Consider the following 11,516-nt stretch of genomic DNA (forward strand, 5'->3'; position numbering starts at 1 on the left):
AACCTCCCAGCGTTGCTTTGCTGTCATGGGTGGGTTTCGCGCGCTCCATGCCGTTCCCGATAACTTCCGGGCGTCAAGCCGATTTCCTGACGAAACGTCCGATGGAAGGTATCCGCCGTTCGAAAGCCACTGCGATCCGCGATCCGATCGAGCGGCCATGAGGTTGTTTCCAGCAGACGGCATGCATGTTCAAGGCGCAGCGCGAGCACGTGGCGGGCGGGCGTCTGGCCGACATCGCGAGCGAACCGGCGAGCAAAGCTGCGTTCGCTCATGGCAGATCGGGCGGCAAGGGTGGATACGCCGAGGTCGGCAGCAGGATTGTCCGCCATCCAGACGAGTAGTTCGGCAAAGCGATCCGAATAGCCAGTCTGGGTCGCGAGCGTCGCGCTGAACTGCCGCTGCCCGCCCGGCCGTCGAAGGAACAGCACGAGATCGCGGGCGATCTGGGTCGCTACGGCGTGGCCGAGATCATCCTCGACCAGGGCAAGCGCTAGGTCGATGCCGGCCGTCACTCCTGCTGACGTGCATAACGGTCCGTCGATCACATAGATCGCGTCCGGCTCAACGCTGGCGGCGGGGAAATAGCGTTGCAGCTCAGCCGCTGCTGCCCAATGCGTCGTTGCACGGCGACCATCGAGCAGCCCTGCCGCGCCCAGGATGAAGGCACCGGTGCAGATGCTGCCGATCCGGCGCGTCTGGTCGCGCTGGTCGACCACCCACTGCACCAATGCATGATGCGTCGCCGCCACCCTGATGGCGTCTTCCACGGCGCCGGCGAGCAGGATCGTGTCGATGGGCCCCTCTATCTCGTCGAGCGGCACGACTTCGGCAAGCGACACGCCCCATTGCGCAACGACGATCCCGCCCTCCGGCGCGGCGATGCGGATCGAGTAGCTGCCGGGTACTAGCGTCTCGGCTCTTGCAAACACCGACAGCGGGCCGATCAGGTCAAGCGGTTCCACGCCCGCAAAGCCGACAAGAACGATATGACGGCAATGGCGTTGAGGTGTTGGCGGAGAATCCGATGAATGTGTCATATCTGCCAATAGCATGAAAGCCTATCGTGTGGATGGGAAATGATGACCACGAGGCCAATGGCATGGATAGACGGAAGTTCATGGTCGGCGCGGCTGGCAGTTTTGCAGTTCTTTCTGGGGCCGCGGCCTGCGGTGCCGGGCATTTGTCCCGGAACAAGCCGCCCTTTGTACGGCTAACGGCCTTGGAGCAGCAACAAGCCATTTCCGGGCTAAAGCCGCCAAAGCGACCGCACCCTGTCGTGGCGATTCTTGCCGACAATCGCGGATCGGAAACGACGGATCTGATGATCCCTTATGCGGTGCTCAAACGCGCGGGACTGGCAGACGTCGCGGTGGTGTCGTCTGATCTCTCGCCGATCGCGCTCATGCCTGCGCTTTCGATCCGGCCGCAGTCCACACTTGAAGCGTTCGACCTCGCCTATCCTGAGGGTGCGGACTATGTCATCGTCCCGGCTTTTCACCATGACGATCGCGACGGACCTCTCGTGACCTGGTTGCGCAAGCAGGCCGCCTCACGTGCCACCATCATCGGTATTTGCGAAGGCGCCAAGGTTTTGGGGCGCGCCGGATTGCTCGATGGCCGCGCCGCCACAACCCATTGGTATGCGATTGATGCGCTGCAGCGCGCGTACCCCACCATGCGGTGGCAACCCGATCGGCGCTATGTCGTCGACCGGGGTGTCGTCACCACCACCGGAGTGACGGCCTCGCTACCGATTTCGCTGGCGCTGGTCGAAGTGATCGGCGGCGCCGATGCGGCCGCCCGATTGTCGAGCCAGCTCGGTGTCGCAAGCCATGATGCCGCGCACCGGAGCGATGATTTCCGCCTCAACGCGAACTGGGTGATGCAACTGCTGGCGAACAGGATCGCGGTCTGGAATCACGAGACGATAGGAATCCCGGTCGCGGACGGTGTCGACGACATCGCTCTTGCACTGACGTCGGACGTCTGGTCGCGCACCTACCGTTCGAAGGCCTTCGCGCTTTCCCAGTCAGATACGATCACAACCCGTGACGGGCTGATTCTTCTGCCGGACCACAAGGCGAAGGCGGCTACCGATCGGCTTATCCCTCTTGATGATCATGTCGCTCCGGCACTGGCGCTCGACCGCGCATTGTCTGATATCGCGTCCCGCTACGGACACAGAACGGCGGGTTTCGTAGCACTCCAGCTGGAATATCCCTGGCAAGCATACAGATCGGAGATGAGGATATGAGATTTCCATGAACACGGTGCTTCTACTCGCTGCCGTCCTCACGTTCCTTCTGGCGGCAGTGCATTCCATCTTGGGTGAGCGCCTCATCTTTCGCCATCTTGTCAGCGAAAATCGCTGGACGGAGGGGGCGATCGGGCTGCTGTCAGCACGACGCTGGGCTGCGCTCAGGAGCAGTTGGCATCTGGTTTCGATCCTTGGCGGCGGATTGGGCCTGGTTCTGCTCGTTCTCGCTACTGTGCTGCCCATCAATGAAAGCAAGGTCGTCGGCGCGACGTTCCTGATCAGCGCGCTCTACTGGATCGTCGGCACGCGCGGAAAACATCCGGGCTGGATCGTGATGCTCATTATCGCCGTGTTGGCATTTCTGGCGTAGCGTCGCGCCAATCACGCGCGCTTGACGCCTGTGCTCGACCTGTTATGGTATGATCATTCAATAAAGGATCATGGATGGCGCGGCCGAGGGAATTCGATGAGGAACACGTGCTGGAAGCGGTGATGGAACGCTTCTGGACGGCAGGTTTCGAGCGGACTTCGGCGCAGGATCTCGTGGATGCGACGGGTCTTGGGCGGGGAAGCCTCTATGCCGCCTATGCCAGCAAGGAAGGTCTCTTCGAACAAGCGCTGCTCCGCTATCGTAAGCGGGCCCGGGCGCATGTCGACAAACTCGACGCCGAGCCGTCCGCGATCAAGGCGTTGCGCATTTTGATGACGGATGTCGTCGATGCCGACCTTCCCCGCCCGCATCCCAGGGGTTGTTTGGCCACGAACAGCGCCATCGAAATGGCCGCACATAATCCGCGGATCGCCGAACTGGTGCGGGAGAATTTTGGAATCTTGCGGCGGGGCATCGAAGGGACGATGCGCCGGGGGCAGGCGACCGGAGAACTGTCGTCGAACAGGGACGCCGCTGCGCTGGCGATGTTCGTTTTTACCGCCATCCAGGGCCTGCGGGTCATGGCGCGCGCGCTCAAAGCTGACGATCGCCAGTCTCTTTTCAGCGTCATAGAGCAGACATTGCTGGCGCTGCGTTGATCTATTTATCCGATTATGGAACGATCATTCCAGAGGAGTAAATTTATGACGGATCACGGCAAGAAGCGTTCGGTCACCGTCCTTGGCACGGGGATGATCGGTGCGGCTGTCGCCCGGAACCTCGCGCGCAAGGGGTTCGATGTCTCTGCCTGGAACCGTTCGTCCGAAAAAGCGCATGCGCTTGCCAACGAAGGCGTCGCGGCGTTCGATGATCCAGGCGACGCAATGCGCGGGGCAGCCATCATCGTTACGGTTCTCAAAGATGGACCGGCTACTGCCGAAACGATCCGCGCGGCGCGTTCAGCAGTGGCAAAAGGCACCGTCTGGCTCCAGCTTGGCACGGTGGGCATCCCGGCGATCGAAGATCTGTCAGCACTGGCCGAAGACTATGGCCTCGTCTTGTATGATGCGCCGGTTCAGGGCACCCGGCAGCCCGCCGAGCAAGGCAAGCTGGTGATCCTCGCTTCCGGGCCTGCCGACCGGCGCGCCGACGCCCAGTCGGTGTTCGACGCGATCGGACAGCGCACCATCTGGGTTGCAGATGCGCCCGGCGCCAGCAGCCGGTTGAAACTCGCGCTCAACAGCTTCGTCTTCACGCTCACCCACGCCACCGCCGAGACGCTGGCGATCGCCCGCGCGTTGGGCATCGATCCGCAATTGGTGGTCGAAGCGATCACGGGCGGCCCGCTCGACAGCGGCTATTTCCAGGGCAAGGGCGCGGCGATGCTGACAAACGACTTCGCCCCAAGTTTCACGGTCGCCAATGGGCTCAAGGACGCCCGGCTGGTGGCCGATGCTCTGACGGGAACAGACCTCCAAGCCGATCTTGCAGCCGCCAGCCTCCTGCGGTTCGAGCGCCTGAACGAGGCTGGCCATGGCGGTAAGGATATCGCCGCATCGATCCTCGCCTGATCGTTCGTCTTGTGACGCTATCTGTACATCGCGCGGATGCAGCGCGCGCGCCTGACTGGCTGCCGATTGGCCAGTTGCTCACATTCACCGTCGCCGGCTTCCTTGCAATCATGACAGAGAACATGCCGGCGGGATTGTTGCCCCAAATCGGCAAGGGTCTCGGCGTATCGGAGGCGATGGCGGGGCAGATGGTCACGCTATACGCGCTGGGTTCTGTGGTCGCGGCGATCCCGGTGATCGCTGTCACGCGACGCTGGCGTCGTCGTCCATTGTTCCTGTCCGCGATCGCCGGCCTGCTGATCTTCAATTCGATCACGGCCCTGTCGGCGCATTTCGGACTGACCATGGCGGCACGGTTCTTCGCTGGCATGGCTGCTGGCGTAGTTTGGGGACTGGTCGCCGGTTATGCGCGCCGGCTCGCACCGCCCCATCTACAAGGCCGTGCGATGGCGATCGTCGGAATCGGGCAACCGATCGCGCTGTCGCTGGGCGTTCCGCTCGGTGCGTGGTTAGGTGCGCTTCAGGACTGGCGGCTGGTATTCTGGATGATGTCTGGACTGGCGTTGCTGCTCGTCGCCTGGGTTCGCCTCGGTGTGCCGGATCACCCCGGCCAGCCATCGCAATCGCAGCCTTCGGTTTCGCAAGTCATCGCAATGCCAGGGGTTCGATCCGTGCTTCTGGTGCTCCTCGCCTGGATCCTCGCGCATAACATCCTCTACACTTATGTGGCGCCGTTCCTGCGCGACACGAATGCCGGGATCGGGGTTGACGTGGCGCTGCTCATTTTCGGCCTTTCCTCGATTGCGGGCATCGTTGCCACCGGAGCGCTGGTGGATCGCCACCTGCGGCTGCTGACGCTCACGAATCTCGCTATGTTCATTGTTGCGGTGCTGATCTTTGCCCTGTCATCGGCAGCCTTATGGCCTCTCATCATTGGTCTTGCCCTGTGGGGCTTTACGTTCGGAGGCGCGCCGACCCTGCTGCAAACCGAGCTGGCGGATGTCGCCGGGGAGCAGGCCGACATCGCCCAGTCCGTCCTGGTCACAGTTTTCAATCTTGCCGTGGCGGGCGGCGGAATGCTGGGAGGAATATGGGTTGATGCGCAGGGGGCCATCTTGCTGCCCTGGCTGGTGTTACCGCTGGCTATTCTTGGATGGACCGTAACGTGGCAGACTAAAGCCTTTGGGCGTCATAGCTAAAGGCTGTGACGATGACTAAAAACTTAAACGAATACCCACAACATCAAAGGGCGAATTTTGCGTCTAGCTATGATCGGGCCACGGATGCCATTTAACATCCGACAGCTCCGCTACGCGATCGCCGCAGCAGATCATGGCAGTTTCTACCGAGCTGCGCGGTCGCTCGATCTCGAGCAATCGACACTTAGCCGCGGAATTCTAAAGCTGGAGCGCTCGATCGGGACGCCGATTTTCGAACGCTCACGCGCAGGCGTTACGACAACGTTGGCCGGAGACGCGTTTATCCGTGGCGCGAAGCCGATGGTCGTTATGGCGGACAAGCTGGTGGCGAAGATGCGCGCGGCCGGCCAAGGCCGTGCCGGCGGCCTCATACTCGGGCACAACAGCTCGGTCTCCGCAGGCAATCTGCGGGCAACGCTGATGGGCTGGCATGAGGCACATCCCGACGTCGATGTCGAATGCGTTGAGGCTGATCGTAGCGTTCTGCTTGCCGGCCTTGATACGGGGGAAATCGATATCGCGATCCTCATAGGCGCTGCGAGCTATGAGGGGTTTCGCTGCGAGCCGCTGTGGAGCGAGCGGATGCTGGTGGCACTTACCGCGTCGCATCCGCTCGCTGAACGCGACGTGGTTCACTGGACCGATCTTCGCAGCGAGCGGTTCCTGTTGCCCGTCGCCGATCCCGGCCCCGCGATACGGGATATGCTGCTCGGCCGTCTGGCAGTATCGGGCACAGAACCTGACATCCGAATGTTCCAGGCGAGCCGCGAGACAGTGCTGAGCGTTCTCGGCGGCAGGTCGGGCGTAAGCATCGTTTGCGAGGGTTCGACCGGCGCGCGCTACCCCAATGTGGTCTATCGAGCGATACACGGCGAACAGGGGCCGGCCCTAACGGGCCATTCCGGTTGCTGGCGCGATGACAACGGCAACCCCGCGCTGCGGCGTTTCCTTAAGTTCATCAAAGCGCGCTATGCCCTCTCTTTTGATTTATAGAATAGATTCCAGTATATTAGGCGACAAGTTCTTGGAGCTACCGCCATGTCGCAAGGAAAGACAATCATCATTGTGCTCGTCACTTTGCTTGTGGGTTTCGCGGGTGGATTTATCCTGCGGCCGATCATCGCTCCGATGCAGCAGACAGCGGCCGTCACCAGCCCGTCGCCTATCACTGAGGCGCCAAGCGAGGCGCGGGCCACGCAGTATTTCGTCGCGCATATCGACGAAGCCCGTCAGGTCGTGGCCGGGTGTCGCGATGGCTCGGTACGTGGCGGCGAGTGCGCCACTGCCGAGGAAGGGATTATCAAGGTCGATGCTGAAGAACGCCGCAGGCGGTTCCTCGGCAACTGAGCTGAAGCGCTGTCTCACTCCTTCGCACCACGTCGCCCGCGCGAGAACCCCCGGTCGCTCGCCATGAATCGAACGAGCATCGGTGCGACCAACTTCTCGGGCGTCACGGCCTCTCCGCCAGTCTCGGCCGCGAGCGCAGCGGCATAGGCGGCAAGGTCGCGATGAACGGCGGCAGGCAGCTCCACGGTCAGCTTTACGGGCCTGTCGTCGGCGAGCGGCCCGAGCTTCAACTTGGTCATCGCGGTCCTCCGATGGGTTCGAGCACCAGGTCGCGGGTCAGCACCACGCGCAGCGGGTGGCCCGGCCGGAGTGTGAGCGTCGGCTGCACGTTGAGCTGCCTACGCACGATCTGCTGGCCCGTCTGATTGATGGTGTCCTGTGAGCCGCGCCGCAGCGCGCGGGTCAGGTCGTCCTCGCTATCCGCGCCCAGCTCCGTACCGACGCCGAGCAGTGTTGAGACGGCCGCCGCCCGGAGCAGGTTGCCCCAATGCTGGTTCACGCGATCCTGTAGCCCCGCGAACCCGGCTCCGTCCGCGCCGGGCTGGCGCTCGAGAACGATCGAGCGGCCATCCGGCATGATGAGCCGATTCCAAGAGAGCAATACGCGGGTCTGCCCAGCGGCGATCTCGCTGTCATACTCGCCGATCAGCCGCGCACCCTGCGGAATGAGGAGGATGCGCCCCGTGGGGCTGTCATAGACGTTGGCCGTCACCTGGGCCGTGATCTGGCCGGGCAGGTCCGAACGGACGCCCGTGATGAGCGCAGCCGGGATGATGCTGCCGGCCTGCACGATGTTGGGCGATGCCGGAGCCGTCAGCCGCTCGACGCTGACCGTGCGCTGGTTGGCCGCCTGCGCCATGAAGGCGCGCTTGCTGGCCTGGTCGCCTTGCGCCGCCTGCTGCGCCGGTTCCTGCGCGGAAGGCGCCGGCAAACCTGGCGTCGAGACCGGCTCCGCACCGGCACGCGTGCCGCCGCTGCCGAGGAAGACCGAGCTGGTGCGGGCCGCATCGCGTTCCTGCGCCGCGCGCTGCCGGGCGGCTTCCGCCGCCTGCGCGCGCGGATCGGGCGGGCCGGGCTGCGCGCCGATCGGCGGCACGGAAACGTTTTCGCCGCGCTGTTGTGCCGACACGATCGGGCGGCCGAGGTCACCAGGAAGCGGCGGGCCGAGCCGGGGCGCCTGTGCGTAGTCGCGCGGGCCGGACGTGATGGTCTCGGCCGTGGCGCGGCTGTCGGTGTTGTAAAGTTCCTGCGCGGCCCGATAGCCCGGCGGTCGCAGCGCATAGATCAGCGAACCACCTATGCCGAGCCCGGCGGCGACGCCGACGACGGCGAGCGCCTTACGGGAGAGCCGCATGACGCGGGGTGGGTCGCCGCGAAGTTGGAAGGCGGCCGGATCAGGGCGAGCCGACTGCGGGGCGAGCCGATCCTCAACGGACGGATCATGGCTGTCGGTCACGGCCGCCCCCTCCGTCCATCGTCGCGCACGATACGGACACGCTGCTCGGTGCGCCGATCGCCCAGGCGCATCTCGGCGGCGGCGAACAGGCGATCGACCACCATGTAGCGGCCTTGCACGCGGTAATTGACCAGTTCGGCGTCGCCACGCGCGCCGGTCAAGAACAGGGGCGGCATCTCGCCCTGCGAGATCCCGGCGGGAAACTCGATGAACACCTGCCGCCCGTCGTCGAAGGCGCGGGCCGGTGTCCACGAAACGCGGTCGCCTTCGATCCGGTAACGGAAATTGAGCGCCGTCGCGTCCACGCCGGTCGCAGCCGGCGCAGCGGCAGCAGCAGCCGCGTTGCGCCCTTGCAAGGCGATGAGCTGGTCCTGCGGATAGGTCCAGGACACAGACGCCATGTAGGTGGCGGGCGTGGCGCGCAGCTCCAGATGGTAGGTGCGCCAGTCGGTGTTGATGACGAGGTTGGTGGCAAGGTCGGGCCGGGTCGGCTTGACGAGGATATGGACGCGCGCGGTCGCGCCGCTGCCGCTCATCGTGTCGCCGATGAGCCAGCGCACGGTATCACCGGCCGCGACCGGCCCCGGTCCGACGAGCTGCTCGCCCTCCTGCAAGGAGATGTCCGTCACCTGGCCGGGCGCGGTATAGACTTGATAGAGCGCGCCTTCGGTCCACGGATATTGCTGGATGGCGTTGAGGAAGCCGTCGCGCACCGGCTGGATGCGCGCGGCGTCGTTGGCGTCGCCGACCCGGCGGCGCGGATCGGCGGGCTCCGCTGGTCGCGGACCTTCCGTCACTGGCTTCAACTGGCCGGGCAGCGGCAACGGCTCGGGAATTGTGACGATCTCGACCGCGCGGGGCGGCTCGGCCGCGGGCGTCGCCACGATCGCCGGGGGCGGATCGTCCAAAGCGATCATGGGCGGCCTGGCCGACGTGGTGGCGCAGCTTGCGAGCGCGGATGCGGAGACGAACAGCGCGGCAGTGGCCGCGCGGCGGATGGGTATGCCGGTCATTGCGACAGCTCCTTCGACCAGTTGAGGGCATTGACGAAGACGCCGAGCGGATTCTTGCGCAGGGCGTCGGGGGTGCGCGGCGGCTGGACGACGATCGTGAGGATCGCGGACCAGCGTTCGGTGGCGGCAAGGCTGCCGTCTTGATAGCGGCGCTCGATCCAGGCGACGCGGAAGCTGTCGGGCGAGGCTCGGATGACACTCGACACCTCCACCGCGACCTGCACCCTCCCGACATTGGCGAACGGGTCGTTGGCCCGCGCATATTCGTTGAGCGCGAGCGCACCGCGATCCGTCGTGAAGTCGTATGCCCTGAGCCAGTTCTGACGGACGATGACCGGATCGGCCGGGATCGCGCGGACCTGCTCGATGAAGCGGGCGAGGTGGAACGCGATCTGCGGATCGGTCGGGCGGTAGCCGGCTTCGGCCGGCGCAACCACTTGGGCTTCGCCCAACCGATCGACTTGCACGACCCAAGGGACGATATGGCCACGCGTCGATTGCCAGACGAGGCCGCCGGCCAAGGTGCCCGAAAGCGCGAGCGTCCCGAAGAAGGCGAGCCGCCAGTTCTTCGCCTGCACGCGCGCCGAACCGATGCGGTCGTCCCATGCCTGCGCGGCGCGCTGATAGGGTGTGGCCGGCTCGGGCGTCTGGCCGTAGCGGAGGGTTGGTCGCTTGAACATGGATCAATCCTTCTGGCTGGTATCTACCGACGCGCCGCTGCCGCCGCCGTCGCCGGAGCGCAGCGTGTGGGCGGCGATGGTCGCGCCGTGGGTCATGGTCTGACGGTTCTTCATCGCGGACGCCCAGGCGGGCGCACCGGCGGAAGTGTCCGGCGACGGCGTCGAGCTGCCGCCTGAAACGGTCCCGCCCGTTGCGGTGACGGCGGCGCGGCCGCCGGAACGGTAGCTGTCCTTGAGCGAGGCTGCCGCCTTGCGGAGCGGCGACATGGCTGCGCCGACGGCGGCTTGGCCGACGCCGCCTACGCCGCCAGCGACCGCAGCCGCGCCGGACTTGCCGGCCGAACCGAGCGCATAGGCGCTGTTGGCGGCGCCCGAAGTGAAGGCGGCGCCTCGCGCGGCGCCGCCGACCGCGCCCGCCGCCGCGCCGACACCAAGCCGGGCGGCGGCAGCGCCGCCGGCCAGCGCACCGCCGGCTGCGAGCACGGTTCCCGCTGCGGCGCCTGCACCAAGCGCCGGGCCGCCCGAGACGATGCCATTGGCGATCGACGGGCCGAAGATGCCAAGGCCGAGAAGGCACAGCGAAGCGAGCGCGACGGCCAGCGCGTCCTCGATGCTCGGCTGCGCGCCGCCGAACCCGGCGCGGAACTCGTCGAACAAGGTCGAGCCGATGCCGACGATGACGGCGAGCACCAGCACCTTGATGCCCGACGAGATCACCAACCCCAGCACGCGCTCGGCCATGAAGGCGGTTTTGCCGAACAAGCCGAACGGGATAAGGACGAAGCCGCAGAGCGTCGCCAGCTTGAACTCGATCAGCGTCACGAAGAGCTGGATCGCCAGAATGAAGAAGGCGAGGATAACCAGCAGCCAGGCGATCAGCAGCACCGCGATCTGGATGAAGTTCTCAAAGAACGCGACCCAGCCCATCAGGTCTGAAATGGATTCCAGGATCGGCTGGCCCGCGTCCAGGCCCACCTGCGCGACCCGGCCTGGCTGGAGCAGCTCGGCGGCGGAGAAGCCGGTGCCTGACGCTTTCAGCCCGAGACCGGCGAAGCTCTCGAAGACGATGCGTGCCAGACTGTTCCAGTTGCCGATGATGTAGGCGAAGACGCCGACGAACAGCGTCTTTTTGACGAGGCGGGCGATGATGTCGTCGCCTTCACCCCACGTCCAGAACAGTGCGGCCAAAGTCACGTCGATGACGATCAGGGTGGTGGCGATGAACGCCACCTCGCCGCCGAGCAGGCCGAACCCGCTGTCGATGTAGCGGGTGAAGACATCCAGAAAGCGATCGACGACGCCGGTGCCGCCCATATCAATTCTCCTGTGCCGACGCGTCGTCGGCGATACGGGCGGCAGGGCGCGCGCCGGGCGCGAGGAATCGACGACGGTTCTCGGCCCAGGCGCGCAGGCAGTCGGGATCGCTTGCCCCGGCCGCGCCGATTGACTGGCAGCGGCGCAGCTCGATCAGCAGCGGGTCCGTCGCCGAGGTGTCGGCGACGGCCGCCGGCGCCGCGCGCGGGGGTTCGGGTGCGCGGCTCATCTCGATCGCCGTCATCGTGATGGCGATGGCGATGAAAATGACGGCGCCGATGCGCGCGAGGAGCTTGCTGCCCATGATGA

At 65.2% G+C, this 11,516-nt stretch carries 14 protein-coding genes; 7 read left to right on the top strand and 7 right to left on the bottom strand.

Annotation, left to right across the window (positions count from 1 at the left end; all coding sequences use genetic code 11):
• Positions 1-23 precede the first annotated feature (23 nt).
• Positions 24-1,052: a GlxA family transcriptional regulator gene (locus Q4610_RS14590; RefSeq protein WP_336622872.1), complete on the bottom strand. Its 1,029-nt coding sequence runs from the start codon at positions 1,050-1,052 to the stop codon at positions 24-26.
• 17 nt (positions 1,053-1,069) lie between these two features.
• Between Q4610_RS14590 and Q4610_RS14595 the strand changes: the two genes are divergently transcribed.
• The 7 genes from Q4610_RS14595 to Q4610_RS14625 all read left to right on the top strand — a co-directional run bounded on the left by Q4610_RS14595 (position 1,070) and on the right by Q4610_RS14625 (position 6,744).
• On the top strand, positions 1,070-2,254 hold the full coding sequence (locus Q4610_RS14595) for a DJ-1/PfpI family protein (RefSeq protein WP_304536689.1): 1,185 nt from the start codon (positions 1,070-1,072) through the stop codon (positions 2,252-2,254).
• A gap of 7 nt (positions 2,255-2,261) precedes the next feature.
• Positions 2,262-2,627 carry a hypothetical protein gene (locus Q4610_RS14600; protein WP_304536690.1) on the top strand — a complete coding sequence of 122 codons (366 nt, stop codon included), beginning with the start codon at positions 2,262-2,264 and terminating at the stop codon, positions 2,625-2,627.
• Between the two features lie 74 nt (positions 2,628-2,701).
• Complete coding sequence (locus Q4610_RS14605; RefSeq protein ID WP_304536691.1) at positions 2,702-3,286, top strand: TetR/AcrR family transcriptional regulator; 585 nt, start codon at positions 2,702-2,704, stop codon at positions 3,284-3,286.
• Between the two features lie 15 nt (positions 3,287-3,301).
• The gene (locus Q4610_RS14610; protein ID WP_304536692.1) at positions 3,302-4,198 is read left to right on the top strand and encodes an NAD(P)-dependent oxidoreductase; all 897 of its coding nucleotides are present in this window, start codon (positions 3,302-3,304) and stop codon (positions 4,196-4,198) included.
• 11 nt (positions 4,199-4,209) lie between these two features.
• The gene (locus Q4610_RS14615) at positions 4,210-5,397 is read left to right on the top strand and encodes an MFS transporter (protein ID WP_304536693.1); all 1,188 of its coding nucleotides are present in this window, start codon (positions 4,210-4,212) and stop codon (positions 5,395-5,397) included.
• 84 nt (positions 5,398-5,481) lie between these two features.
• A complete protein-coding gene (locus Q4610_RS14620) occupies positions 5,482-6,390 on the top strand; it encodes a LysR family transcriptional regulator (RefSeq protein WP_304536694.1) in 909 nt (302 codons plus the stop codon).
• A gap of 45 nt (positions 6,391-6,435) precedes the next feature.
• On the top strand, positions 6,436-6,744 hold the full coding sequence (locus Q4610_RS14625) for a hypothetical protein (protein ID WP_304536695.1): 309 nt from the start codon (positions 6,436-6,438) through the stop codon (positions 6,742-6,744).
• Positions 6,745-6,758: 14 nt separating this feature from the next.
• Here the strand turns inward: Q4610_RS14625 and Q4610_RS14630 are convergent, their stop codons facing one another.
• The 6 genes from Q4610_RS14630 to trbK-alt are packed head-to-tail and all read right to left on the bottom strand — an operon-like array spanning position 6,759 to position 11,511.
• Positions 6,759-6,983 (bottom strand): DUF2274 domain-containing protein, encoded by a 225-nt coding sequence (locus tag Q4610_RS14630; RefSeq protein ID WP_304536696.1) that lies wholly within the window; start codon positions 6,981-6,983, stop codon positions 6,759-6,761.
• Entirely contained in the window at positions 6,980-8,200 is a 1,221-nt protein-coding gene (locus tag Q4610_RS14635; protein WP_304536697.1) for a TraB/TrbI/VirB10 family type IV secretion system protein, read from the bottom strand. The genes Q4610_RS14630 and Q4610_RS14635 overlap by 4 nt, the downstream gene beginning before the upstream one ends.
• Complete coding sequence (trbG, locus tag Q4610_RS14640) at positions 8,197-9,213, bottom strand: P-type conjugative transfer protein TrbG (RefSeq protein ID WP_304536698.1); 1,017 nt, start codon at positions 9,211-9,213, stop codon at positions 8,197-8,199. Before trbG ends, Q4610_RS14635 begins: the two co-directional genes overlap by 4 nt.
• On the bottom strand, positions 9,210-9,893 hold the full coding sequence (gene trbF, locus Q4610_RS14645) for a conjugal transfer protein TrbF (protein ID WP_304536699.1): 684 nt from the start codon (positions 9,891-9,893) through the stop codon (positions 9,210-9,212). The genes trbG and trbF overlap by 4 nt, the downstream gene beginning before the upstream one ends.
• 3 nt (positions 9,894-9,896) lie before the next feature.
• Positions 9,897-11,207, bottom strand: a complete 1,311-nt coding sequence (trbL, locus tag Q4610_RS14650; protein ID WP_304536700.1) for a P-type conjugative transfer protein TrbL — start codon at positions 11,205-11,207, stop codon at positions 9,897-9,899.
• Position 11,208: 1 nt separating this feature from the next.
• The gene (trbK-alt, locus tag Q4610_RS14655; RefSeq protein WP_304536701.1) at positions 11,209-11,511 is read right to left on the bottom strand and encodes a putative entry exclusion protein TrbK-alt; all 303 of its coding nucleotides are present in this window, start codon (positions 11,509-11,511) and stop codon (positions 11,209-11,211) included.
• Positions 11,512-11,516: the final 5 nt, after the last annotated feature.

Origin of the sequence: Sphingobium cyanobacteriorum, assembly GCF_030580935.1 — a bacterium.
Taxonomy (GTDB): domain Bacteria; phylum Pseudomonadota; class Alphaproteobacteria; order Sphingomonadales; family Sphingomonadaceae; genus Sphingobium; species Sphingobium cyanobacteriorum.